At 55.1% G+C, this 23,923-nt stretch carries 24 protein-coding genes; 17 read left to right on the top strand and 7 right to left on the bottom strand.

From position 1 onward, the window contains the following. Positions 1 to 108 precede the first annotated feature (108 nt). Entirely contained in the window at positions 109 to 426 is a 318-nt protein-coding gene (locus NYE69_RS13695; RefSeq protein ID WP_036624339.1) for a DUF2642 domain-containing protein, read from the bottom strand. A 161-nt stretch (positions 427 to 587) separates the two neighbouring features. Between NYE69_RS13695 and NYE69_RS13700 the strand changes: the two genes are divergently transcribed. The 5 genes from NYE69_RS13700 (at position 588) to NYE69_RS13720 (ending at position 3,623) form a co-directional block, all read left to right on the top strand. Next, positions 588 to 875, top strand: a complete 288-nt coding sequence (locus NYE69_RS13700; RefSeq protein ID WP_124331624.1) for a Dabb family protein — start codon at positions 588 to 590, stop codon at positions 873 to 875. 69 nt (positions 876 to 944) lie between these two features. Beyond that, the gene (locus NYE69_RS13705; protein ID WP_316561229.1) at positions 945 to 1,373 is read left to right on the top strand and encodes a DUF86 domain-containing protein; all 429 of its coding nucleotides are present in this window, start codon (positions 945 to 947) and stop codon (positions 1,371 to 1,373) included. A 193-nt stretch (positions 1,374 to 1,566) separates the two neighbouring features. Then, positions 1,567 to 1,938 (top strand): YtxH domain-containing protein, encoded by a 372-nt coding sequence (locus tag NYE69_RS13710; protein ID WP_270619196.1) that lies wholly within the window; start codon positions 1,567 to 1,569, stop codon positions 1,936 to 1,938. Between the two features lie 159 nt (positions 1,939 to 2,097). Continuing rightward, positions 2,098 to 2,913 (top strand): glutamate racemase, encoded by an 816-nt coding sequence (gene racE, locus NYE69_RS13715; RefSeq protein ID WP_270619198.1) that lies wholly within the window; start codon positions 2,098 to 2,100, stop codon positions 2,911 to 2,913. A gap of 80 nt (positions 2,914 to 2,993) precedes the next feature. Then, positions 2,994 to 3,623, top strand: a complete 630-nt coding sequence (locus NYE69_RS13720) for a TraX family protein (protein WP_340926602.1) — start codon at positions 2,994 to 2,996, stop codon at positions 3,621 to 3,623. 49 nt (positions 3,624 to 3,672) lie between these two features. Here NYE69_RS13720 and NYE69_RS13725 read toward each other — a convergent pair whose 3' ends face one another. The 6 genes from NYE69_RS13725 to NYE69_RS13750 all read right to left on the bottom strand — a co-directional run bounded on the left by NYE69_RS13725 (position 3,673) and on the right by NYE69_RS13750 (position 10,731). Beyond that, positions 3,673 to 4,647, bottom strand: a complete 975-nt coding sequence (locus NYE69_RS13725; protein WP_340926603.1) for an ABC transporter ATP-binding protein — start codon at positions 4,645 to 4,647, stop codon at positions 3,673 to 3,675. A 12-nt stretch (positions 4,648 to 4,659) separates the two neighbouring features. Next, positions 4,660 to 5,718, bottom strand: a complete 1,059-nt coding sequence (locus NYE69_RS13730) for an ABC transporter ATP-binding protein (protein ID WP_340926604.1) — start codon at positions 5,716 to 5,718, stop codon at positions 4,660 to 4,662. A 14-nt stretch (positions 5,719 to 5,732) separates the two neighbouring features. Beyond that, a complete protein-coding gene (locus NYE69_RS13735; RefSeq protein WP_340926605.1) occupies positions 5,733 to 6,776 on the bottom strand; it encodes an ABC transporter permease in 1,044 nt (347 codons plus the stop codon). Beyond that, on the bottom strand, positions 6,773 to 7,714 hold the full coding sequence (locus NYE69_RS13740) for an ABC transporter permease (protein ID WP_340926606.1): 942 nt from the start codon (positions 7,712 to 7,714) through the stop codon (positions 6,773 to 6,775). The genes NYE69_RS13735 and NYE69_RS13740 overlap by 4 nt, the downstream gene beginning before the upstream one ends. 22 nt (positions 7,715 to 7,736) lie before the next feature. After that, positions 7,737 to 9,422: a peptide ABC transporter substrate-binding protein gene (locus tag NYE69_RS13745; RefSeq protein ID WP_340926607.1), complete on the bottom strand. Its 1,686-nt coding sequence runs from the start codon at positions 9,420 to 9,422 to the stop codon at positions 7,737 to 7,739. A gap of 115 nt (positions 9,423 to 9,537) precedes the next feature. After that, positions 9,538 to 10,731: a M20 family metallopeptidase gene (locus NYE69_RS13750; RefSeq protein ID WP_340926609.1), complete on the bottom strand. Its 1,194-nt coding sequence runs from the start codon at positions 10,729 to 10,731 to the stop codon at positions 9,538 to 9,540. Positions 10,732 to 11,027: 296 nt separating this feature from the next. On the opposite strand from NYE69_RS13750, the gene NYE69_RS13755 reads away from it, so the two are divergent. The 12 genes from NYE69_RS13755 to NYE69_RS13810 all read left to right on the top strand — a co-directional run bounded on the left by NYE69_RS13755 (position 11,028) and on the right by NYE69_RS13810 (position 23,908). Beyond that, positions 11,028 to 12,623 (top strand): ABC transporter substrate-binding protein, encoded by a 1,596-nt coding sequence (locus NYE69_RS13755; protein ID WP_340926610.1) that lies wholly within the window; start codon positions 11,028 to 11,030, stop codon positions 12,621 to 12,623. A gap of 85 nt (positions 12,624 to 12,708) precedes the next feature. Next, positions 12,709 to 13,659: an ABC transporter permease gene (locus tag NYE69_RS13760; RefSeq protein ID WP_340926611.1), complete on the top strand. Its 951-nt coding sequence runs from the start codon at positions 12,709 to 12,711 to the stop codon at positions 13,657 to 13,659. A gap of 28 nt (positions 13,660 to 13,687) precedes the next feature. Further along, positions 13,688 to 14,617 carry an ABC transporter permease gene (locus NYE69_RS13765; RefSeq protein ID WP_340926612.1) on the top strand — a complete coding sequence of 310 codons (930 nt, stop codon included), beginning with the start codon at positions 13,688 to 13,690 and terminating at the stop codon, positions 14,615 to 14,617. Between the two features lie 38 nt (positions 14,618 to 14,655). Further along, on the top strand, positions 14,656 to 15,669 hold the full coding sequence (locus tag NYE69_RS13770) for an ABC transporter ATP-binding protein (RefSeq protein ID WP_326044222.1): 1,014 nt from the start codon (positions 14,656 to 14,658) through the stop codon (positions 15,667 to 15,669). Then, positions 15,666 to 16,676 carry an ABC transporter ATP-binding protein gene (locus NYE69_RS13775; RefSeq protein WP_326044221.1) on the top strand — a complete coding sequence of 337 codons (1,011 nt, stop codon included), beginning with the start codon at positions 15,666 to 15,668 and terminating at the stop codon, positions 16,674 to 16,676. The genes NYE69_RS13770 and NYE69_RS13775 overlap by 4 nt, the downstream gene beginning before the upstream one ends. A gap of 32 nt (positions 16,677 to 16,708) precedes the next feature. Beyond that, positions 16,709 to 17,095, top strand: coding sequence for an OsmC family protein (locus NYE69_RS13780; protein ID WP_326044220.1), 387 nt, complete (start codon positions 16,709 to 16,711; stop codon positions 17,093 to 17,095). Positions 17,096 to 17,189: 94 nt separating this feature from the next. Continuing rightward, positions 17,190 to 17,429 (top strand): hypothetical protein, encoded by a 240-nt coding sequence (locus NYE69_RS13785; RefSeq protein WP_036624333.1) that lies wholly within the window; start codon positions 17,190 to 17,192, stop codon positions 17,427 to 17,429. Between the two features lie 321 nt (positions 17,430 to 17,750). Then, the gene (locus tag NYE69_RS13790) at positions 17,751 to 19,028 is read left to right on the top strand and encodes an IS110 family transposase (RefSeq protein ID WP_326045729.1); all 1,278 of its coding nucleotides are present in this window, start codon (positions 17,751 to 17,753) and stop codon (positions 19,026 to 19,028) included. Positions 19,029 to 19,784: 756 nt separating this feature from the next. After that, entirely contained in the window at positions 19,785 to 20,087 is a 303-nt protein-coding gene (locus NYE69_RS13795) for a heme biosynthesis protein HemY (RefSeq protein ID WP_036624332.1), read from the top strand. Positions 20,088 to 20,549: 462 nt separating this feature from the next. Beyond that, positions 20,550 to 21,551, top strand: a complete 1,002-nt coding sequence (locus NYE69_RS13800; protein WP_340926613.1) for a thiamine pyrophosphate-dependent dehydrogenase E1 component subunit alpha — start codon at positions 20,550 to 20,552, stop codon at positions 21,549 to 21,551. Beyond that, on the top strand, positions 21,548 to 22,537 hold the full coding sequence (locus NYE69_RS13805) for an alpha-ketoacid dehydrogenase subunit beta (RefSeq protein ID WP_326044219.1): 990 nt from the start codon (positions 21,548 to 21,550) through the stop codon (positions 22,535 to 22,537). The genes NYE69_RS13800 and NYE69_RS13805 overlap by 4 nt, the downstream gene beginning before the upstream one ends. Positions 22,538 to 22,564: 27 nt before the next feature. Next, positions 22,565 to 23,908, top strand: a complete 1,344-nt coding sequence (locus NYE69_RS13810) for a 2-oxo acid dehydrogenase subunit E2 (RefSeq protein ID WP_340926614.1) — start codon at positions 22,565 to 22,567, stop codon at positions 23,906 to 23,908. Positions 23,909 to 23,923: the final 15 nt, after the last annotated feature.

Raw genomic sequence — 23,923 nt, forward strand, 5'->3', positions numbered from 1 at the left:
ATAACGATGCGGCACCAAATTTGGGGCAAAGGGCAGTGGCCTGAATTGTTTTGTATTCTCGCAAAAAAAATCCGGCAATGATTAGCCGGAAGCAAAAGGTGAAAAAGATCAGTTCTCTCTCAACCGAATCGCCGTAATTCTGGCGGCGGGCACGATTACGCGCTGCCCAAGCTCGTCGCTCAGGTCCAGGGAATCGCTTTGCACGGAGATTAAAATTCCGCGCAGGGCCGAGTTTGACGTTTCGATCGAAATGTTTTGGCCCACCGATTGCGACAGTTTTTGCTGCGTGCCGGGATCGGGAAAAGAGGCGGCGGCGATGCTTTCCTCCAGCCGCTCGACGCGGCCGGTCAGCAGTTCCAACTGCGCCTGAAGCCTGCGAATCCGTCTGCGCAGCGGGCCGTTAAGAAAGAAGCGAAGAAGGCTCATTAGGTGTCACCTCCTCTATCAAATATGGTCTCTATCAAAAGAGACAATATATAGTATGTTGATAGATTCATAGCGTGCGGGTGCTCGTCTTTCCTGCGGATAGCGGTTATGTTATATTTTGTACAGATACCGAATTTGAGCATAGGGAGAGACGTTTAAAGATGATAAAGCATATCGTTTTGTTTAAATTAAAAGACGCGTCGCCGCAAAGCGTGGAGCGTACGGCCGCGGTGCTGCGCGGATTGGAAGGCAAGGTGGAACAGCTGCGGGGGCTTGAGGTCGGCATTGACGTGGTCCGCTCCCAGCGTTCCTATGACATCGCGCTGATCGCCACCTTCGATTCGCTGGAGGATCTGGAAGGATATCAGGTTCATCCGGAGCATAAAAAAGTAATTGAACATATAACCCAGGTCCGGGAAAGCCAAGTGGCCGTCGATTTTGAATTTTAGCGTCTCCACAGGGGAACCGAACCGTTCGTCTATACAAAAACAGTCGCTACGGCTGAAGGAGGGATCGCCGTGTATTACGTAAACCGGGAACAAATCGAACGCAGGCTGGAACTTTTGCCGGAACTGACCAAGGTGTTGCGGGGGGCGGCCAAGGCGCCGCAGCCTTCTTTGCTGGAGCGCTACGCTGAGGAACGCGCCTTGCATTTGGCGGTGGAGATCGTCACCGACGTCGGCAGCTACTTGATCGACGGCTTTATCATGCGCGACGCCAGCAGCTATGAGGACATCGTGGACATCATTTTCGACGAGAAGGTGATCGATTCCGGGCAGCATGCCGTTCTAACGGAGCTGGTACGCCTAAGAAAGCCGCTGGTGCAGGACTATTATGCTTGGGACCGCTCGCGGGTTCGCGGGCTGGCGGACCGGCTTCCCGGCATACTTGAAACTTTTGCGGAAAGCGTACGGGACTATTTGACCCGTGAGGACATTACTTCCTGAAGCAAACGGGCTAATCATTGACAAGCCGGCAAAAATTGAGACTCGTCCGGTGTGACCAATTTGGGCGCCGCTGCTTATATATAAATTAACTATATAGGCATTCGCCCTGATCCATGGTTGACCGGAAGTCCGTAAAGCGGCTCCGCGCCGCCCCCGTGTGGGCAGGGAGATGCCGGCAAGGGAGAGATGAGCCGTGAGCAAAGGAAACAAAGGTTGGTTGTGGGGGGCCGCTGTCGGCACGATCGTCGGTTCGGTGGCCGCGCTGTTGTTCGCTCCGAAACCCGGACGCGAGCTGCGCAAGGATATCGCGGACGGGGCCCGGCAGGTCGGCGAGAAGACGCAGGAGATCGCCGGCAAGGTGACGGAGCAGAGCGCTGCCTTGGTCGGCAAAATTAAAGACAAAGCCGAAGGAATCATCGGCGAAATTCAAGCGCGCCGTGCCGGCCATGTTCCGGAAGAGGAAGAAGCGCAGACGGCGCAAGCGTCGGGATTTGCGGACGATACCGCAGGCGAAGCGGAAAAGGACGCGTTACTGGCCGGCGCCGTGCCTAAAGAAGAATCCTAATCCAGCGAAGAGGACCCCGTTTTGCGGGTCTTTTTCTATGTCCGGGGCACGGCTTATTCCTTGTTCCGCCCTCTAAATTGAGTTAATATTTAGGTACGCTTTGTGCGCCAATTTCATAAAGTAACGGGAGAGAAGTAAACTACACATGAAGGATGCGGTATGTTCGTGCAGCAAGCCATCGCTATACTAGACTCGGGAGTGGGAGGCCTCACCGTCTGCAAGGAAGTGATGCGGCAGCTTCCCAGAGAGAAAATTATTTACTTCGGAGATACGGCCAGAGCTCCCTACGGACCCCGTTCTCCCGAAGAAGTCCGCTTGTTTACCGAGCAAATCGTCGATTATCTCATTCAGTTCGATCCGAAAATGATCGTCATCGCCTGTAACACGGCAACGGCGGCTGCGCTGGATTATATTAAGGCGAAGGTTAAAGTTCCTGTCATCGGCGTGATTCATCCCGGTTCCAGGGCAGCCATCAGCGCCACCAAAACGGGGAAAGTCGGGGTTATCGGCACGATCGGCACCATTTGCAGCGGCGCATACGACAAGGCCCTCCGCGAACTCAACCCGCAAATCGAGATCGTCAGCGAAGCTTGTCCCGACTTTGTCCCCCTTGTTGAGCGAGGGCTCTATGAAAATCCGGAGGCGATTTATGTCGTTCAGGACTCGCTGCGGGATATGAAGGAACATCCGATCGATTGCCTGATTCTGGGCTGCACTCATTATCCTTTTTTAAAACGGCCGATTCAGCAGGTTATGGGTCCCAAAGTCAAACTGATCAGCTCTGCGGATGAAACGGCCCGGGAGATCAGCACGGTTTTGCATCAAAAAGGCTGTTTGGCGCGCGGGGACGGAATTCCGGTGCATCAGTTTTTCTGCAGCGGCGATCCGGGGATCTTCCGCAAAATCGCCCGGCAATGGCTGGGGGAGCAGATCGAGCTGACGCCCATCGTATGGCAGGTGTCCAGCACAATCTGATCATGCCTTGAAACCTTTGGCGGGATGTTCTCCCGGCCAAAGGTTTTTTTCAAAACTGTCCAAGAAAAGAGGTGCGGGCCATGCAATTCATAGCGATGATCACAATGTTGATCGACCATGTCGGGCTGTTGTTTTTTCCCGGAGAAATGCTGTGGCGGATCATCGGGCGGATCGCGTTTCCCCTTTATGCCTACGCGCTGGTACAGGGGCACGTCTACACTTCAAATTACCGGAAATATGCTTGCCGTTTGTTTATCATCGCCGTTTTGTCGCAAATCCCCTATCAGCTCGCTTTCGACACCAACGGCCTGAACGTCGTCGCCACGCTATTCGTCTCTTCTCTGATACTCAGGCTGCTGGATTCGGTCAAACCGGGGATTGTATCCGCTCTCACAATCGCGGCGGCCTGCGTCATTATGGAGGTTCTGCCGTTCGACTACGGCGCCTACGGACTGCTTCTCGTGCTGATCTTCAAGTATGCGGGCCGGGGCAGGATGGTCGTGATGCATCTGCTCTTGAACTTGGCCTATCTTTTCGCCTACGGCTGGGTGATTCAACTGGCCAGCATCGTTCCGACCCTGGTGATTGCGTACGGGCCCGGGCTGTGGAGAAGATTGGAGTCCTGGACGCTGCCGCGCTGGGTGTGGCGGGCTTTTTATCCGGCGCATCTGGCTGTTTTGGCGGTGGTGGTGTATATTTTAAGGATTTAACGGAAAAAAACGCGAACAGCACGGGGGAGGAGGCTCCCCCGTGCCCGCGTTAATAAACGGCGGCCGGTTCGGGCCGGGAAACGGCCGCCGCGTTCATTCGCTCGTATTTGGCTTGATATGCGGGAATTTCTGCCGGATCGCAGTAAACGTAGCGGCCCGGAACGACCTCATGCAGTCCGCTTGTTTCATTGTCCGCCCGCGGTTCGTAGACAAGCCGCCGCCGCATTTGTTCAACATCGGGGTCGGGGTGGGGAATCGCCGAGAGCAGGCTTTCCGTGTAAGGATGCAGCGGAAAGCGGTACAGTTCCTTGGCCGGCCCGAGTTCCACGATTTTTCCGCGATACATGACCGCGATCCGCTGGCTGATGTATTTTACCATCGATAAATCATGGGCGATAAACAGATACGTCAGCCGTTTTTCCCGCTGCAATTTTTTCAGCAGGCTGACGATTTGGGCTTGAATCGACACGTCCAGCGCGGAAATCGGTTCGTCGCAAATGATAAATTTCGGCTGGACGGCCAAGGCGCGGGCAATGCCGATCCGCTGCCGCTGCCCTCCGGACAATTCATGGGGATAACGGCCGGCATGTTCGGGGCTAAGCCCGACCGTTTCCAGCAGTCCGGCCACCTGGCGTTCGCGATCCTTGGCATTGCCAGCCAGACCGTGCACATCGATGCCCTCGCCGATAATCTCCCTGATCTTCATGCGCGGATTCAGTGAGCCGTAGGGGTCCTGATAGATCATCTGCACGTCACGGCGGAACTGTTGCCAGCGTTTTTTTCCCCGCAGAGCGGACAGCTCCGTCCCGTTAAAGTAAATGCGTCCGGCCGTCGGATTATACAGGCGGATAATGGATCTTCCCGTCGTGGACTTCCCGCAGCCGGACTCGCCGACCAGCCCGAACGTTTCGCCTTCGAAGATGGAGAAGCTGATGCCGTCCACGGCCCGGATCGTCCCGGAACCCGAGCGGAAGTGCTGCTTCAGCCCCTCAACTCTGAGCAGTTCTGCTTTGTTTTCTGTCATACGCATCCCTCCCTATTCGGCATTTTGCGCGCTGCCTTGCTTTCGGCTGCGGTAATAACGGTAACGAGCCGCAATCGCATCGGGCACCGCGGCGCGGGGGGCGCGCGGGTCCAGCAGCCAGGTTGCCGCGAAATGGGTCGGTGAAATTTGAAACATCGGCGGCTCCGCATGTACGTCCGCCGTCAGCGCATATGGATTTCGCGCGGCAAACGCGTCTCCCGGTGGCGGGTCCAGCAGATTCGGCGGACTTCCCGGGATGGCGTACAGCTCCTCGTCTTCGGTGTCCAGCGCCGGCATGGAACGAAGAAGCCCCCAGGTGTAAGGGTGCTGGGGATGATAGAAAATTTCCTCCGCCAGGCCGGTTTCCACGATCTTTCCCCCATAAACGACGGCGACTCTGTCCGCGACGTTGGCGACGACCCCGAGATCGTGCGTGATGAAAATAATCGAGGTGTCCGCCTGTTTTTGGATATCCTTGAACAGCGCTAGGATTTGCGCCTGGATCGTCACATCCAGCGCCGTTGTCGGCTCGTCGGCAATCAGGATCTCCGGATTGCAGGCCAGCGCGATGGCCGTGACGATGCGCTGCCGCTGTCCTCCCGAAAACTGGTGGGGGTAATCGTTCAGACGGTTTCGGCCATCGGGAATGCCGACGAGCTCAAGCAGTTCGGCCGCTTTTTGTCTGGCGGCGGCTTTGCCCAGCTTCTCGTGGAGAAGCAGCGGCTCGGCCAGCTGATAGCCGATCGTCAATGTCGGATTCAGCGACGTCATCGGATTCTGAAAAATCATGGAGATTTTTTTGCCGCGAATCCGCTGCAGCTCCCGGCTGCTTTTGGTCAGCAGGTCTTCACCGTGAAAGCGAATTTCGCCGCTATCGATGACAGCGTTTTTGGCGAGCAGCCCCATGATGCTCCGGCAAATCACGGATTTGCCCGACCCCGACTCGCCCACCAGCGCCAGCGTTTCCCGTTTTTTCAGATGCAGCGACACGCCGCGGACCGCTCTCACCGTTCCGGCGAATGTCTTAAACGAGACATTCAAATCGTCGATCTCCAAAAGATTCTCGGTCATTTTGGTTTTATCTCCTAATCTTTCATTTTCGGGTCAAAAGCGTCGCGCAGCCCGTCCGCCAGCAGGTTGAAAGAAATCATAATCAGACACAGCACGGCGGCGGGAACCCACATCAAATGCGGCAGAAAGCGAAACGTTTTGTACCCTTCGTTCAGCAGCGTGCCCAGCGACGCGTCGGGAGCGCGCACCCCGATGCCGATAAAGCTGAGAAAAGCCTCGAAAAATATCGCGCTGGGAATGGTAAACATCGTCTGAATGATGATGATGCCGCTCAGGTTCGGAATGATATGCTTGAGCGCGATGCGGTAAAAAGGCACGCCGAGCGTCCGCGCGGCGAGGACATATTCCTGTTCCTTAAGCTTCAGCGTTTGCGCGCGCACGACGCGGGCCATCGTGATCCAGCCGGTGAGGGCCAAAGCGATGATGATCGAGGGGATTCCCGGTTTAAAAACGAGCAGCATCAAAATGACGATCACCAGTGTAGGCACCCCTGAGACGATCTCCAGCGCACGCTGCATGATATTGTCCGTAAATCCGCCCCGCCAGCCGGAAATCAAACCGTAGGTGATGCCGATAAACACGTCGAAAAGGGCGGCCGCGCCGGCGATCAGCAGCGAGATGCGCGTTCCCGCCAGCACGCGCGACAGTAAATCGCGTCCGAAGGCATCCGTGCCGAAATAGTAATTCACGTCCGCAGGCGCTTTCGCCAGCGCGTATTTGTCGACCCACCCACCGGAAACTTTGGCCAGACCGTTAAACCCGTTAATCTCGACGCCGGGAATACGCGGCGGCAAATTGGCGTGCGGCAAATTTTGCAGATTCGGGTCCTGCGGCGTATATCGGATCGACGCAAATGCGATTAGGATGATCGCCAGCAAAATATAAAGCGATACAAAAGCGGCCTTATTTTTCTTAAGCCGCCGCCAGGCGTCCCCATAAATGGAGAGCGCAGGCGGCGGCGCCTTTTCCATCTCTCTAAAATAGTCTCTGTCTAATGGTTCAAAATAGGAATCCGGAATTGCCGGAACTTCGTTTATATTTCTGCCGATCCTACTCATGATTTGCCTCCCGCAACCCTGATCCGCGGATCGATGATCCCGTATAAAATGTCCACAATTAAGATGACGGCAACCAGCAGCGCCGAATATAACAGGGTGACGCTCATAATCGTCGCGTAATCATTGGTCAGGATCGATTTGACGAACTGCTCTCCGATACCGGGAATTGCAAAAATGTTCTCCACCACCAGCGAGCCTGTCATGAGGCCAACAGTCATCGGCCCCATAATCGTTAGCAGCGGGATGAGCGCGTTCTTCAGTCCGTGCACCACAGCGATACGCCGCTCGCTTTGACCTTTGGCTCTGGCCAATTCCACATAATCGCTGCTTAGCGCCTCAATCATCTCGGTGCGGATAAAGCGGGCCGCGTCGGCCATCGGCGACATCGAAAGGGCCAGCGTCGGCAGGATGGTGGAACGGAACCCGTCGTTCCACAGCGCAATCGGCAGCCACTTTAAGCTCACGGCGAAAATAAGCTGCAGCAAAACCGCGAATATGAAGTTCGGGATGGAGCGGCCGATCATCGCGGACAGGGAAGCAAAGGTGTCGAGCAAGCTGTTTTGGTACATGGCGGAGACGGTTCCCAGCACAATCCCCAGCATTGTGCCGAGTATCATCGCTTGCAGGCCAAGCTGAACGGACGGCCCGATCCGCTCAGCCAGCAATTTGCTGACAGGCTGATTGCTGAACTGCAGCGATATGCCGAAGTCGCCGCGGACGATGCCGGACATATAGATCAGGTACCTTTCGCCAAGCTGTTTGTTCAGCCCGTATTTTTCGTTCATAATTTCCCGCTGCTGGGCCGTCAGCTTTTCTTCATTGCTGTAGGGGCTCCCCGGCAAAAAATTCATCAGCAGGAAGGTGATAAAGCTGATAAACAGCAGCGTAGCCGCCATGTAAACCAGCCGTTTGGCAATAAATTTGCAATAAGTCCTCAAGGCGAAATCATCTCCAACTTATTTACTTGGCGGTGCCTTCTTCGATATAAGCCCGCGTAATTTCCAGCGGAGTGCCGAGGTTGTGGGTTACGATGCCTTTGACCTTGGACTTGACCAAGTAATTGGAAGCTCCCTGGTACAGCGGAACGATGGGGGCTTTGCCCAAAATGTATTTTTGCGCCTCCTGCATGTCCTGCCAGCGGGCTAATGGATCGGTCGAGTCCACGGTTTTTATTTTCGTGATCAGAGCATCGTAGGCTTCATCGCTGTATTTGGCATGGTTATGCTCATAGGTCGAATACAGCAGGTTCAAGTAGCTGACCGGGTCGAAGTCGCCGGTCCAGCCGCCGAGCGCCAGGTCAAATTTGTAGGACATCATCTTATCGAACCGGACCTTGGTCGGCACATTGCTGAGCTCGATCGTAACGCCGGGCAGGTTCGTTTTCAGCTGGCTTTGCAAATATTGGCTTGTTTTCTTGGCCGCGTCCGTGTCGCTGGCAATCAGTTCAAGCGTGATCTTGTCTGTTCCCAGTTCTTTTTTGGCCTGTTCCCACAGCTTTTTGCCTTCCTCTACATCGGTGGCGACAAGCGTTCCCGCCTCGTCGGAAAAGTCGGCGCCCGTCTCCGGGTGGACGGCAATGCCTTTTGGAACGATCCCGGTCAACGGCCTGGAACCGTCGATCAGCACGTTGTTGACCAGTTCCTCCCGGTTGATCACCAGCGAGATCGCTTTGCGGAAGTTTTCGTTTTGCAGGGCCTTGTTGGAGCTGATGCCAAGCTCGAGGTTGGAATCCGTCAAGGTTAACACGGACAAATACTCGGGATCGTTAATATATTGGGCGATATACTCGCCGGACAATGACGCCACGTCAACGGCCCCGGATTCGTATAAATTGATGCCGGTCCCGATTTCCTTCACGACTTGGATATTGATTTGGTCCAGTTTGACGTTTTCTTTGTCCCAGTAGTTTTCGTTCTTCTTGTAGCTCCAGGTGAGGCCGGTTCCATCCCAATCCGTCAGCACAAACGGGCCGTTGCCCAGCGTGTTGTCGCTGTTGGTTCCGTAGGCTTCGCCTTTGGCGGCGACAAACGCTTCATTCTGCGGAAACAGATTGACCGAGGACAGGGAGGCGGTAAAATAAGTGTCCGGATACTCCAGGGTGATCTTCAGCTCGGTGTCGCTGACGGCTTCGACGCCCAGTTCTTCCTTCGGTTTCTTGCCTTCGTTGATCGCTTGGGCGTTTTTGATGTTAAAATATGTACTTGCGTTTTGCGCCGCAGTGTCCGGATCAAACAGCCTTCTCCAAGCATACACGAAGTCTTTCGCGGTCAGCGGGTCGCCGTTGGACCATTTCAAACCGTCCCGCAGCTTGATCGTATAGGTCAGGCCGTCCTCGCTGATCGCCGGATCGCCGGTGGCGAGGACGGGCACCGTTTGGTTGTTTCCGTCAATTTTGTAGAGCCCTTCGGCAAAAATCTCGATTTGCGAAGAGCTTAACGTATCATAGGATTTCACGGAGTCGGCGGTCGGCAGCTCGCTGGCGATGATCCAGTTGAGAACTTGCCGTGCCGCCGGTTTTTCCGTGTTTCGGTTTGCGGCCGCTTGATTCGCGCCGTTCGCCTCGCCCGCTTGGTTTGCGGCGCAGCCGGCCAGCACCAGGGCCACGGCCGCGCTCAACAACAAGCTTTGCTTCCATTTTGTTTTCATTTTTCATGCCTCCTAACCATTTAATCTTATTATTTGCATTGAAATAATTGGTTTAATGGCAGCATCGAACCCTCTAATCCGCGGCTGCGCCAAGGATTATCCGTCGCGCGTGGAATTACCCGTGCGTGCGCGCAAAGTCTTCCTTCACTTTGATCAGCAGTTCCTGGTTTTCCAGCAGCTGCAGACCGGCCAAAGCGAGCGCCTTGGCGGCGGTGATCAGCGCCTCGTCCGCTTCGGCGGATGCCGCCGCCTCGCGGAAAGCGGGAGTATGCGCAACGAGATCGGCCGGACCGATTTTAATATAGGCATGCGAGGTCGGAACGACGTGGCTGACGTTGCCGGCATCGGTAGATCCCAGCCCTTTCCGCTCTTCGCGAATCAGCGTTTCGCCCAAATGCTCCAGTTCCTTTCCGACGATTTCGTCAAGCGTGCGGTTGATGATGATGTCCTTCACTTCGTTCTGAAACCGTTCGATTCTGACGGTACTGCCGGTCGCAAGCGCCGCGCCCTCGGCGATCCTACGCACTTTGGCCGAAATCTCCTCCGCCTCCGCCCAAGTCGTCGAACGGATGTAAAACCGCGCCGCAGCGTATTCCGGAATAATATTCGGGGCATCACCGCCGTGCGTAATAATGCCGTGAATGCGCACATGGTCCGGAAGCTGCTGCCTTAGAGCGTTGATTCCGTTGAACAACAGCAGGACCGCGTCCAGCGCATTGATCCCTTGCTCCGGCGAGCCGGCGGCATGGGCGGGTTTGCCATAAAAATGGAAATCAAGCGGATCGACGGCCAGACTTGGTCCGGTCAGCCGCGTTTCTCCGGACGGGTGGATCATCAGCGCCGCATCGATGCCATCAAACAGCCCGTGCTTGGCAAAGCTGCCTTTGGCGCTGCCGTTGGTGCCCCCTTCTTCGGCGGGCGTGCCGAACACATACACTTCTCCTCCGGTTTCCTCCGCAACTCCGGCGAGCGCGATCGCCGCCGCGGTGCTGATCGTCCCGATCAAATTATGGCCGCAGGCGTGGCCAAGCCCGGGCAAAGCGTCGTATTCGGCAAGATAGCCGATTTTGGGCCCGGGTTTGGAGGAACCCTTGCGGGCGACAAAGCCGGTTTCGTGACCCGCGATGTTCCAGCTTACCTCAAACCCGGCGTCCTCTAAAATCTTGGCCAGCGTTTGCGAAGCGAAAAACTCCTCATTGCCGATCTCCGGCCGCGCGTGAATCGCCCGGCTCGTTTCGATATACCGCTTTTTTGCGGCCTCGATATGCAGCTTAATCCGCTCCCGCCGGTTCATCAAAACAGTGCTCATGACAGATCTCCCTCCTGCTTAATTAAGACTTATAATTCCTGTCCACTTAATCGGAATTAAGTTCAAAAAAATAATATTGAAGCTCAGGAAATTATTGGGGTATAGCAGATTTGCTAAATACTCTAGTACACGGATGAAAAATTGTCAATGAGAAATCGGAGGTGTTGAGCATGATCTCCGCCGAGCTTTTTCGACATTTTTTAGCAAAAATGAATTGACAGTCTGCCAATCCTGACCTATACTTATTTCTATTAATCCGATAAAATAACTTGGTATATTGGTGGGGGAGGATTCAGATGAGAGTAAATAAATTAAACGTGGTGGCGTTGATCCTGGTGTTGTCGTTGGCGCTTTCCGCTTGCGGCAAAGGGAGCGGTGGCGCCACCCAAGCCGGTTCCGCGCAAAATGACGGCAGTGCGTCGGAGCAGACAAAGGAGTACAAGGATACGCTTAATGTAGCCGTAACCGCCCAGCCGCCGACTTTGGATTCGGCCAGTACGGTTTCCGCCGTCACATTTGACATCGCGGGGAATATTTTTGAACAGCTGTATACTTTGAATGCGCAATATGAACCCGTTCCGCAGCTGGCGGAATCCGTCGAAAAAAGCGATGACGGGTTGACATACACGTTCCCTCTTCGCAAGGGAGTCACGTTCCATAACGGAAAAGAAATGGTCGCGGATGATGTCATAGCTTCGATGAACCGCTGGCTGGAGACTTCCTCGCGCGCAAAATCGCTGCTGGCAGGGGCCAAGTTTGAGAAAATCGACGACTATACGGTGAAATTGACTGTGGAAAAGGCGACTTCGGATGTGTTGACCCTCCTGGCCTCGCATGCCCAGTTCCCGGCCATTATGCCCAAAGAAGTGATCGATGGGGTGACGGCGGACGGGCTCAAGGAATATATCGGGACCGGTCCGTATCAGTTCAAGGAATGGAAGCAGGACCAGTACATTCAGCTTGTGAAATATGACGGCTATAAGGGACTTGATATGGAGGCCAGCGGGTATTCCGGCAAAAAAGAAGCGCCTGCGCAAAACCTGTTTTTCTACTTCGTCTCTGACCCGGCGACGCGGATCGCGGGTATCCAAACGGGCAAATACGATGTGGCCGCAAGCATTCCGACCGAAAACTACGATGAACTTGCCGCCGACAGCAATATTCAATTGCATACATATGCCGGCGGAGCCTTGACGGCGTTCCTGAATACCAGCGAAGGCTTGCTTAAAAATGACAAGCTCCGCCAGGCGATCCTGGCCGCGCTGAACGATGATGAGATTTTGCTGGCCAGCTACGCCAAACCCGAACTGTACACGTTGTCTCCGGGGTACATGAACCTGAAACAGCCGCAATGGAGCACGGACGCGGGCAAAGAATACTACAATCAAAACAATCCGGAGAAGGCCAAGCAGCTGCTGCGGGAAGCAGGTTACAACGGCGAAGAAATCACCTTGCTGACAACCAAGGATTATGCCGAAATGTACACGGCCACCTTGGTGATTCAGGATCAGCTTAAGAAGGCCGGATTCAACGTCAAAGTGGACAACTACGATTTTCCGACTTTTCTTGAAACGAAAAATGACCGCAGCAAATGGGATCTGTTCGTGGCCAGCACGGGCTACCAGCTGACTCCGCCGCAAATGCTCGTCGTTACGCCGGATTGGGCGGGGCTCGACCATGACACCGTCAAAAACGGCATCGTTGCATTGCGCGGAGCCGCCACGCCCGAGGATGCAAAGCAGGAGTGGGAGAAAATCCAAACCTTCCTTTACGAATATGGAGCCGCTACGGTGCTCGGCCATTACAACAGCGTTATCGCGACGACGAAAAACGTTGAAGGCTTTGCGGTTCAGGACAGCTTTATTCTCTGGAACGCCAAAGCATCCCAATAGAGCAAGCCGGAAGGATGGTCCGCGAGGCAGCGCGGCGGGCCATCCTCCTTTGATTCGTCAGATTTCAATAAATGAGGGATGACCTGTGTTCGGATATTTCATCAAACGGCTGGCGTCGCTGGTTCCGGTATTGTTTGTCGTGACGCTGGCGATTTTTCTGATCATTCACGTCATGCCCGGCGACCCCGCCGCGACGATGCTCGGCATGGAAGCAACGGAAGCCGACATCGCGTCCTTAAATGAACAACTCGGGTTCGATCGTCCGCTGTACAAACAATATGCCGGTTGGATCGCAAGCGTTGCCAGAGGGGATCTTGGCCAATCGATTTTTATGCATCAGCCGGTAGCCGAGGCGATAGTGGAGCATATTCCGCCAACGCTCTCCCTGGCCGTGCTGGCCGAGGCGATCGCGCTGATTTTGGCCATTCCTTTCGGAATTATCGCAGCCTATAAGCGGGGCTCCTTGGCGGACATTTCATTGATGGGCGTTTCGCTGCTGGGCATGGCCATCCCAAGCTTTATGCTGGGGCTGTTTCTGATGCTGCTTATTGGCGTGAAGCTGCAGTGGCTGCCGGTGGCGGGTTATGAACCGCTGGATGCCGGGCTGTGGAATCACCTGAAATATTTGATTTTGCCGGCGATTTCCCTCGGCACGATCCAGGCGGCGCTGATTACGCGGATGACGCGGGCGTCGATGCTCGAAACGTTGAGCTTCAATTTTATCAAGACGGCCAGGGCCAAGGGCCTGCGGGAAAGCCGCGTGCTTTTGAAGCACGCTTTTCGGAACGCTTTTTTGCCCATCTTGACGGTCATCGGGCAGAGCTTTGGATCACTTATGACCGGAGCGGTCGTGGTGGAGTCGATTTTTAACATCCCCGGTTTGGGGCAGCTTATTTTGAATTCGATCGTTCGAAGGGACTTTATGGTCATTCAAGGAGTTGTCCTGGCCGTCACCCTCGTGTATGTGGGCATTAACTTGCTGATCGATTTATTGTATGGCGCCGTCGATCCCAGGGTACGGCTCGATCGCAAATAGCGGCAGTTCTAAGTAGGGGAGAAAAGCAATGAACATGTTACAGGACAAAAAAGAGATCGCGGCGCTAAGCCAGCGGTTGAAAAAAGAGCATCGCCGGATGCTCCTTGCGCGAATCGGGGGCAACCGCAGCTTGCTGGGCGGCGGCGCAATCCTGCTTGTTTTGCTCGCCATCGCGGCGCTTGGGCCGCTGCTCGTGAAGTTCGACCCGACCTCGATGGACGTGGTCAATCGGCTTAAGGCGCCTGGCGCGGGGCACCTGCTCGGCACCGACGAATTCGGGCGCGATCTGCTGACGCGCATGGTCTACGGGACCCGGGTATCCATGAGCGTCGGCCTGGCCGTTTCGCTGATTTCGTCCGCGCTTGGTCTTGTGATCGGTCTGTATGCTAGTTATTACAAGCTGCTCGACCATATTTTAATGCGGATCTGCGACGGTTTGATCGCCATCCCGGGCATTTTGCTGGCTATAGCCTTAATGGCCGCATTGGGCGCCTCCTCCTTGAACGTCATCGGGGCTTTAACGATCGTGTTCACGCCAAGCATAGCCAGAACCGTCCGTTCCGCCGCGCTGGTGATCCGCGAGCAGGCCTACGTGGAAGCCATGGAGGCGCAAGGAGCCGGCGCAAACCGGATTATCTGGCTGCACATTGCTCCAAATGCTTTGTCTCCGCTGCTCGTCCAGGCTACTTTCGTGTTTGCCGAGGCGATTATATCCGAAGCCGCCTTAAGCTTTTTGGGGGCGGGAATACCGGCGCCGGCGGCGAGCTGGGGCAATATTTTGCAGGCGGGCAAGCTGGTGATCGGCAAGGCCTGGTGGATGATCGTTTTTCCGGGCGCCGCCGTCATTTTCTCCGTGCTGAGCTTAAATCTGCTCGGGGACGGACTGCGCGATCTGCTCGACCCGCGCGGCAAGCAGAGACAACGGAAAATGAGACGCCTGTTCGGGCGGGGGGCCTGAATACTGGGGATTTCCTGGGCTAAAAGGGAGGTTGCATCGTGAGTGAAGAGCCTTTGTTGGCAGTGGAAAATCTAAAAACGCATTTTTATACGGAACGGGGAAGGGTGACCGCCGTGGACGGGGTCAGCTTTTCCGTGCAGCGCGGCGAAGTCGTCGGTATTGTCGGAGAATCGGGCTGCGGAAAAAGCGTGATGTCGCAATCGCTGCTCCGGCTGCTTGAGCACACGGACGAAATCGAATATGAGGGGAAGGTGTTGTTCGAGAACCAAAATCTGCTGGACCTTCCGCTTTCCCGCATGAGAAAGATCCGCGGGAACAAGATCTCCATGATTTTTCAAGATCCGCTGACTTCTTTAAATCCGTTGTACACGATCGGAGATCAGATTGCGGAAGGCATCGCCATGCATCAACGGCTGCCGCGGAAGGCGGCGATGAGGCGGGCGGTGGAGATGCTGCGGCTGACCGGCATTCCTTCGCCGGAGGAGCGCGCGCGCAGCTACCCGCATGAACTGTCCGGCGGGATGCAGCAGCGGGCGGTGATCGCCATGGCCTTGTCCTGCGAGCCGAAGCTGCTTATTGCCGATGAACCTACCACCGCGCTGGATGTCACGATCCAAGCCCAAATTCTTGAACTGATCGCCGGCTTGAACAAGCGGCTGAACATGGGCGTGCTGTTCATCACCCATGATTTGGGCGTCGTCTCCGAAATATGTGACAGCGTCAAGGTGATGTATTTGGGCCAAATCGTGGAGGAGGCGCCGGCGGACCGCCTGTTTTCCGACCCGCTTCATCCTTACACGCAAGGCCTGATCCGCTCCCTGCCGAAAATGTCGGGGAACCGCGACGAGCCGCTGCATGTGATTCCCGGAACGGTTCCGCCGCTAAGCCAGATTCCGCAAGGGTGCCGCTTTGCCGTCAGATGTCCGTTTGCCGACGAGCAATGCCGGCAAAATGAGCCGCCGGTGGAGAAGGCCGGCGTAGGGCGCCGCGTCAAATGCTGGCATTTCGCCAAAATCAGCCGTTCACGTTCAGGAGAGGGGATCGCCGAATGACTCAACACGCTTCTTTGACGGAGCCGCTGCTGCAGGCGGCAGCGCTGGAAAAAAGGTTCCCCGCCTCGGGCTCGTTTCTTGGCGGGGCCAAAGGCAAACGCCAAGTCCATGCGGTAAACGGGGTGTCCCTCTCCTTATACGGAGGGGAAACCTACGGCCTTGTCGGCGAATCCGGTTCGGGCAAAAGCACGACCGGACGAGTCCTGGCGGGGCTTACTCCGGCCAGCTCCGGACAGGCGAAGTACGGGAACCGGGATTTAACCAAACTGTCCAAAAAGGAACTTCGCAAATTGCGGAAGGATATTCAGATCGTTTTCCAGGACCCCTATTCGTCGCTGAATCCGCGAAAGCGGATCGGCGCTATTTTGGAAGAGCCGCTGCTGATCCACAAGCTGGGAAGCAAGGAGGAGCGGAGGGCGCAGGCGTTCGAGATTTTGCAGGCGGTCGGGCTGCAGCCCGAGCATTATTTCCGTTATCCGCATGAGCTCTCGGGCGGGCAGCGGCAGCGGTTGGGACTCGCGCGGGCGTTGATCCTCGATCCGAAAATCCTGATCTGCGACGAACCGGTATCCGCGCTGGACGTGTCCATTCAATCGCAAATCTTGAATATGCTCAAACAGCTGCAGCGGGAGCGGAAGTTGACCATGCTGTTTATTACGCACGACATCAGCGTGGTCCGCTACATTTCCGACCGGATCGGCATCATGTACTTGGGGAGGATCGTGGAGGAAGCGGGGACCGAAGAGTTGTTCGAAAACCCGCAGCATCCTTATACGAAGGCGCTGTTTTCGGCGGTTCCCGATCTGGCCCGCGGCCGGATGAAGGAGCGGATCGTGCTCAAAGGGGAGGTCCCGTCTCCGCTGTCGCCGCCTGCCGGCTGCGCCTTCCATACCCGCTGCCCGTTGGCGGCGGAAATTTGCCGCGCGGCGTCCCCCGCTTTGCGGGAGAACGGGGCCGCTCATATGGTGGCCTGTCACCTGGCCGAGAGCGGGCCAATTGAAATTTGAGTCAAGCGAAAATGGAAAGGAGCGTGTAATCCATGACGACAATCAAATTCGCCAACGGGCGAAATGAAATATACAACGGGGCGGGATTTCAACTGATCGGCGCACCCGGTCCGGATCAAACCGGCCTGAATCCCAAGGAATTGCTTGAGGCTTCGCTGGGGCTGTGCATTTCAATCACGTTGCGGAATTTGCTGGAACGTGATGAAATAACAGTGGACCCGTCCCAAGTGGAGGTGGAGGTTTCGGCTTTGAAGGAGCCAGGCGTCAAAAGCCGGTTTACTCATTTTCACGTTGAATTGAAGCTGCCGCATATCCTGGAAGTGGACTACAAGAACAAATTGATCGCCAATGTGGAACGGGTTTGCACGATCAGCAATACGTTACGGCATCCGCCGGTCATTGAAGTCATCGAGTTATAAATTTTGCGCCGCGAGGGTTCCGGATGCTGAAATCAACGATTTGGGATAAACTATATAGTAGGAAATAAGGATTCAAAGAGGAGGGGGAAGTCATATGAGATGGACGAAAATGTTATCGCTTCGGCACTGGTCCCATATTTTTCGCCGTACTCTGCCGCTCCTGACCTCCGGGAACGTGCCGTTCACCGACAAACTGCTGCTGGTCGCGCCGGCGCTGTTGTATTGGTTTCTGCCGGACGTGCTGCCGTTTATCCCGATCGACGATATGGCCGTGACGATGCTGTTGATGAATTGGTTCGTCACCCGGGCCGAACGGAAATATCCGGGAGTTTAGCTATGGGCCTTACCCGGCGTACGCCGGGGAGCTTTTTTCGGTTAAGTCTCCTCGGCGGTTGTTGCTGGCAGATTGTCGGTGCAATCCCCCCTTTAGCGTTTCTTTAACTCTTGCTCAAGACGATTTTGCAGCCTTGCTGCTTCGGGTCTACCGGGGATCTAACGGTTGCAGCGGCGGCTATTTTACGAAAAAAGACCTTTTTTAAATTCTAAACATTCCTGTGTAGGTTAAGATTTCGTCTTTGAAAAAAACAGGAGCGCCTCGTATGATAGGGGTGTCGACGGGTCAAAAGCCCTTAAAACCTATCAGGAGGCGCTTACTATGAAGTCTACTCGAATTCAAACCACAAATCAACGGATTGAACGAATTACCATGCAGCATGCGATCATCGGGATTGACATCGCCAAGGATGTTCATGCCGCCCAAGTGACCGATTTTCGGGGGCGTGTCCTGACACCACGCCATCTGTCGTTCGCAAACACGCGGGAAGGCTTTGAGAAGCTTCTGCGCTGGACGTGTGACGTACAGGACAAACACCATCTATCCTCACTCATCGTCGGCATGGAGCCCACAGGCCACTATTGGTTCAATCTCGCGAATTGGTTACGGGAGCAAGGGATCACGGTGGTACTGGTGAACCCGGTAACAGTGCATCGTAATAAGGAAAATCGCGACAATTGCCCGTCCAAGAACGATCCCAAGGATGCATTGAACATTGCCGACGTAGTTAGCCGAGGCTTCTACACGGACTATACGCCAGAGGCGGCTGTTTTCAAACGACTCAAGGCGGTTATGAGTGATCGAGAATTTTGGGTCAAGCAGCAGGTGAGCCTGGGAAATCGCATTATCCGCTGGATCGATCTGAAGTTTCCGGAATTCCGTTCGGTCTTCCCGGATTGGACAGTTTTGCGTTCTCTGGCGTCGCTCCGCGCCTTTCCGTTGCCGTCCGACTTGCAGGGTCTTCGTACGGATGACGTGATCGAAGCTTGGCGTGAGCAAGGGATGAAACGTGCGGGCGGAGTAAGTGGCAAAGCGAAGGCCGCCCGGCTTCTTCTGGTGGCTGCACATAGTATCGGCGATATACAGGCACTTGAAGAAGCGCGGCGTGACCTGCAGCGTTTGCTGGATGCGTATGAATATGCCGTCAAGTCGCTTGAGGAGATCGAGCAGGAAGTCAAGAAGTTACTAGGCTGTATTCCGCTAGCTGGGCAGTTGCGAAGTATTAAAGGCCTTGGAACCATAACGATCGCGGCCCTTCTGGCTTGTGCCGGAGATTTGCGTAACTATGCCCATGGGCGTCAACTGCTGCGCCGGGCCGGTCTGAATCTAGCGGAACGTACTTCGGGCAAGTTCAAAGGACAGATCAAGCTCTCCAAGCGCGGGGACAGCATGCTTCGCAAGTATCTCTACCTGGGCGTGCTGGGCTTGGTTGGCCAACATCCGGACTTTAAGCGATGGCATGAGTACAACCTGAAGAAAGGAATGAAGAAGATGGCTTCAATCACCAAGTTAATCGGCAAACTCGCTCGAATCCTCATTGGCATGGTTCAGAAGGGGGAACCGTATCGCTCCGAGATAGCGGTCCACCGAGTCGCCTAGCCTAAATCTATTGACGTAACCGAGCCTGGCTGATAATCCGTCGTCATACGAAGATTGACTCGTTCGCAGGATTCGAACAAAGAAAGCAACACAGAACCGAGTTTCGCAACCGTAAGGGCAAATGACCCATCTTTTAAACGCAATCGGTCTCCACGCCTTGGACAGGTACAACGAAGGAATGTAAGGGCGAAGACCCGTAGAGACATGGGAGGGTGAACCTCCAGGGGCCGAGTGGAGGGTGCAGGAAACCATTTTTTGGAGAAGTGCAAAGATGCACGACTTCTGTTCCTGCACACCCTTTTGCAAGAAACCACGGCTTTTTGTCCGGAGCTCCCCCATCTCTTCGCTTTTCAAGGTAGCGAAATCCTGCGAATAAGTGAGTATTCGTGAGAAAACTTCTTAAATACGAGGGACGGTTGCGAGCGCCGTTATTTGTCTGAATCTAAGCAAAACTAGCCTGATTTCAGTAAAATAAGCGCCGTGGCAACCGTTAGAGTTTGAAATCGGCGTTTTTGGAGCAAATAGTGGTTGTGGCAACCGTTAGAATAGTTTCGTGTTTGGAAATGTATCTTGTTAGATCAGATTTGATGAACTGATGGTGCAAGGCGGATTTTTAGCGAACAGTTTGTAGCGAACAGTTTGTAGCGAACAGTTTGTAGCGGGCAATTTTTAGCAGACAGCCTTGCTTGTTTTGCCGGGTTTCTTTACAATAGGAATGTTAGATGTCTACCCATTAACTGATATAGGAGCGATCGTATGAACGTGAAAATTACCCGCAACGCGGCGAAAGTGATAAAAAAAGAATTGGAAAAGGAAGAAAACCAGGGCTTGGTGCTTAAAGTATTCATCACCCACTCGCATGGCGATCACGCCCACTATGGCCTGGATCTGGTGAAACCGGACGAGAAGGGACAAATCGTAAAAACGGACAAGGAGATCGACGTGCTCGTGGAAGGTACCGATCCGCTGCTTGACGGCGTGAAGATCGATTACTTGTATTTTCCGGAGGAAGGCTTCGTCATCACCAACCCGTCCAAAGGCAATCACGGAGATCATTAATTATTCGGTTCAGTTCGGTTTATGTGTTAAGTTCGCCATTTTAGAATTCCCAAAATGGGACGATTCTCGCACTCGAGATTCCCGTTTTGGGAATTTTTTTGCACCCGGTTGATTGCGCGCCGGTAGGGCAGTCGTACGAAATGTTCCTGCTGGCGCCGAAAACTCAAAAATTTCTGCTCGCCGTGGCATGTTGGCACGGAAATTGCTTGTTATAAGGGTGAACCGCTTGTTGTTAGATTTTAGAATGCATCATTTTTCGGCGGAGCCGAAGCGTTCAATAATCGCGTAAGAAAAGCTGCCGCTAAATTGCGGTTTGTTTCCCTTTAATTTTCGTCGTACAGAAGCTTTTCTTGTGGGGAAGACGCGGCCGGGGAAAGGAGGAGGGGCTGTGAATCCGGGGACGGCTGGGCCTGGTATGACAAGCGGTATTGTCCAAACGAAGCGAACCGGGAGGGGATTGTTTTGAGCGGGAAGGCATTAAATATTCCGAACGAACTTGTGATAGAGATGTATACAAAAATACAGCGGATCCGCAAGTTTGAAGAAACGGCGGGGGCGTTTTTTTCCGAAGGGAAGATACCGGGATTCGTGCACTTGTATATCGGCGAGGAAGCGATAGCCGTAGGGGCCTGCGCAAATTTAAGAGACGACGATTTCATTACGAGCACGCATCGCGGCCATGGGCATATCGTTGCCAAAGGCGGCAATCTGAAGCTAATGATGGCGGAGCTGTTCGGCAGAGAAACCGGATACTGCAAAGGCAAAGGCGGCTCGATGCATATCGCGGATGCGGAGCTTGGCATTCTGGGGGCGAACGGCATCGTCGGGGCAGGCCACAATATTGCGGTCGGCGCGGGCTGGAGCGCGCAGTACAGAGGGACGGACCAGGTTAGCGTCTGCTTTTTTGGAGACGCTTCCACAAATATCGGTTCATTTCATGAGGCGCTGAATCTGGCCAGCGTGTGGAAGCTGCCGGTTATCTTCGTGTGCGAAAACAATCTTTACGGCATCTCGGTTAGCCAGGAAAGGCATCAGGCGATTAAGGATATCTCGCTGCGCGCGGCGGGGTACAACATTCCTGCCGTAACCGCAGACGGCAACGATGTCTTCGCCGTGTATGAGCATGTGAAAGCGGCCGTTGAAAGGGCAAGATCGGGCCTGGGCCCCAGCTTGCTGGAATTTAAAACCTACCGTCACCGGGGCCATTTTGAAGGGGACCCGGCCGCATACAGACCGGCGGAAGAGGTCGAGGAGTGGCTCAAGCGAGATCCGATTCCGAAGCTGGAACGATACCTGCTGGACCAAAAAATAGCCGATGCGCAAGGATTGGAAAAAATCCGCTCGGAAGTGGATGCCGAACTTCAGGAGGCGCTCGATTTTGCCTCCGGCAGCCAGGTGCCGGCGATCGGGACATCGGTTGAGAATATTTACTCTGACTTGATCGAGGAGGCGCGCGTACGATGAAAAAAATGACTTATGGCGAAGGAATCCGGGAAGCACTGCGCATCAAAATGCTGGAAGACCCGAACGTCGTGCTGCTGGGAGAAGATGTAGGGCCGTACGGCGGCACGTTTGGCGTGACCAAAGGGCTGTGGGAGGAATTCGGCGAGAAGCGGGTCCGCGACACCCCGATCTCCGAAGGCATCATTGTCGGTGCGTCGGTCGGGGCGGCCGCGACGGGACTGCGCCCTGTTCCCGAGCTGATGTTCATGGACTTTCTGACGTTCGGGATGGACAGTCTGGTCAATCAGGCGGCCAAGATGAGATATATGTTCGGCGGCAAAATCTCCGTCCCGATGGTCCTGCGCCTGCCGACGGGCGGCGGGATGAACGCGGGCGCGCAGCATTCCCAATCGCTTGAAGCCTGGGTGACCCATATCCCCGGCCTGAAAGTGGTGTTTCCATCCAATGCGGAGGATGCCTGGGGGTTGATGCTGACCGCGATCGAAGACGATAACCCGGTCTGTTATTTGGAGAGCAAGGCGTTGTATGCGCGCAAGAGCGAGGTGCCGGACCATGTCGCCCCGATTCCTTTCGGAGTGGCCAAAGTAAAACGGGAAGGCCGCGATCTTTCGGTGATCACTTACGGAAAGCAGGTCCACGATGCGTTGACGGCGGCGGAGCAGCTTGCGCGGGAGGGGATCGAAGCCGAGGTGATCGACTTAAGATCGCTGTATCCGCTCGATAAGGATATGATCCGCGCTACTGTAGCCAAGACCCACCGGGCGGTCGTCGTTACGGAAGAAGTCAAGCGGGGCGGATATGGCGGGGAGCTTTCCGCGATGATTTCCGAGGAAATGTTCGATGAGCTTGATGCCCCGGTGGTAAGGATAGGCGCGCTGAATACCCCGGTTCCGTATGCTCCCGATCTGGAAACGGTTGTGCTTCCGAATGCCGCGGACATCGTCAACGGAGTCAAAAGCATGGGGTTGAACAAAGCGATCCTGTAGAACGAGCTCAAACATGGAGGGACGAAAATGGCCGAAATTATCGTGATGCCCAAGCTGGGACTGACCATGACGGAAGGAAACCTGTCCAACTGGCGCAAAGCGGAGGGAGACCGCATCGAGCAGGGGGACATCCTGTTCGACGTGGAGACCGACAAATTGTCCAATGAAATCGAGGCGAAAGTAAGCGGAGTGCTGCGAAAAATCCTCGTTCGCGACGGCGAGGTCGAAGTGCTTCGTCCGGTCGCGATCATCGGTACGGAGGATGAGGATATTTCCGCATTGCTGGCCGAAGCCGGCGGCAGCGTACCGCAAGCCGGGACCGGCGAGCTGAACCGGCCGGAAGCGGCGGAGGCGGGGGACGCCCCGCTCTCTGATGCGGTCGAAGCGGCGGCGGTGGAAGGCAGAATCAAAGCTTCGCCGCTCGCCAAAAAAACGGCGGCCGAACTTGGCGCGGATCTGACGCGTATTCCGGGAACCGGTCCGGGAGGACGGATCACCGCAGCGGACGTTCAGCGATTTATGGCTTCATCGGGCGAAAAGAAGGCGAAGGCATCGCCTGCCGCCGTAAAGACCGCCGCCGCTTTAGGCGTGGATATCTCCGGCATCGATAAAGACGGGAGAATTATGAAGTCCGATGTGCAGGCCCACTTCGCCAAGGCAAACGCCCAACCGGGCGATGCCGGTTCGGAGCCGGCAGAAATGACGCGCCGCGTGCCGATGAACGCCATGCGGAAAGTCATCGCCAAGCGAATGCGGGAAAGCCAGGAGATTTCGCCTGCGGTTACCTACAATCTGAAGGTGGATACGACGAATTTGGGGCTGCTCCGGGAACAATTGAAAGACAGTTGCAAAGTAACTTACACCGATCTGTTGGTGAAAATCGCAGCGAAAGCGCTGATCGAACATCCATTGTTAAACTGCTCCATAGAAAATGATGAATTGGTACTAAGAAGCTATGCCAATATCGGCGTTGCCGTCGGGCTGGAGGACGGCTTGGTCGTACCGGTCATCAAAAACGCCGACCGCAAAGGCCTGCGGGAAATCGCGGAGGAAGCGCGGGCACTGGTTGGCAAAGCGAGAAATAACGGGCTAGCTTCGAGCGATATGTCGGGCGGCACGTTTACGATTACCAACTTGGGGATGTACGGGATGGAATCATTTACTCCGATCATTAATCAGCCCGAAGTGGCGATTCTGGGCGTTAACGCGATCCTTGAGACGCCGGTGGCCGTCAACGGCCAAGTCGCCGTGAAGCCGCTGATGAACCTGAGCCTCGCCGCCGACCACAGGGCGGTGGACGGCGCGGTGGCGGCCGCTTTTATGCAAAAGTTGAAACAGTATGTCGAAACGCCGGCACTGCTTCTACTATAAACGGGGGGAGAAAAA

Source organism: Paenibacillus sp. FSL R5-0527 (assembly GCF_038008055.1).
Taxonomy (GTDB): Bacteria; Bacillota; Bacilli; order Paenibacillales; family Paenibacillaceae; genus Fontibacillus; species Fontibacillus macerans.

What these genes read in the sequence shown, in the direction of transcription:
- NYE69_RS13785 (WP_036624333.1), top strand. Translation starts at nt 17,190, where the DNA reads ATGAGATGGACGAAAATGTTATCGCTTCGGCACTGGTCCCATATTTTT.
- NYE69_RS13730 (WP_340926604.1), bottom strand. Translation starts at nt 5,718, where the DNA reads ATGACCGAGAATCTTTTGGAGATCGACGATTTGAATGTCTCGTTTAAG.
- NYE69_RS13765 (WP_340926612.1), top strand. Translation starts at nt 13,688, where the DNA reads ATGAACATGTTACAGGACAAAAAAGAGATCGCGGCGCTAAGCCAGCGG.
- NYE69_RS13700 (WP_124331624.1), top strand. Translation starts at nt 588, where the DNA reads ATGATAAAGCATATCGTTTTGTTTAAATTAAAAGACGCGTCGCCGCAA.
- NYE69_RS13790 (WP_326045729.1), top strand. Translation starts at nt 17,751, where the DNA reads ATGAAGTCTACTCGAATTCAAACCACAAATCAACGGATTGAACGAATT.
- NYE69_RS13775 (WP_326044221.1), top strand. Translation starts at nt 15,666, where the DNA reads ATGACTCAACACGCTTCTTTGACGGAGCCGCTGCTGCAGGCGGCAGCG.
- NYE69_RS13810 (WP_340926614.1), top strand. Translation starts at nt 22,565, where the DNA reads ATGGCCGAAATTATCGTGATGCCCAAGCTGGGACTGACCATGACGGAA.
- NYE69_RS13725 (WP_340926603.1), bottom strand. Translation starts at nt 4,647, where the DNA reads ATGACAGAAAACAAAGCAGAACTGCTCAGAGTTGAGGGGCTGAAGCAG.
- NYE69_RS13695 (WP_036624339.1), bottom strand. Translation starts at nt 426, where the DNA reads ATGAGCCTTCTTCGCTTCTTTCTTAACGGCCCGCTGCGCAGACGGATT.
- NYE69_RS13720 (WP_340926602.1), top strand. Translation starts at nt 2,994, where the DNA reads ATGCAATTCATAGCGATGATCACAATGTTGATCGACCATGTCGGGCTG.
- NYE69_RS13805 (WP_326044219.1), top strand. Translation starts at nt 21,548, where the DNA reads ATGAAAAAAATGACTTATGGCGAAGGAATCCGGGAAGCACTGCGCATC.
- racE (WP_270619198.1), top strand. Translation starts at nt 2,098, where the DNA reads ATGTTCGTGCAGCAAGCCATCGCTATACTAGACTCGGGAGTGGGAGGC.
- NYE69_RS13795 (WP_036624332.1), top strand. Translation starts at nt 19,785, where the DNA reads ATGAACGTGAAAATTACCCGCAACGCGGCGAAAGTGATAAAAAAAGAA.
- NYE69_RS13735 (WP_340926605.1), bottom strand. Translation starts at nt 6,776, where the DNA reads ATGAGTAGGATCGGCAGAAATATAAACGAAGTTCCGGCAATTCCGGAT.
- NYE69_RS13745 (WP_340926607.1), bottom strand. Translation starts at nt 9,422, where the DNA reads ATGAAAACAAAATGGAAGCAAAGCTTGTTGTTGAGCGCGGCCGTGGCC.
- NYE69_RS13755 (WP_340926610.1), top strand. Translation starts at nt 11,028, where the DNA reads ATGAGAGTAAATAAATTAAACGTGGTGGCGTTGATCCTGGTGTTGTCG.
- NYE69_RS13780 (WP_326044220.1), top strand. Translation starts at nt 16,709, where the DNA reads ATGACGACAATCAAATTCGCCAACGGGCGAAATGAAATATACAACGGG.
- NYE69_RS13750 (WP_340926609.1), bottom strand. Translation starts at nt 10,731, where the DNA reads ATGAGCACTGTTTTGATGAACCGGCGGGAGCGGATTAAGCTGCATATC.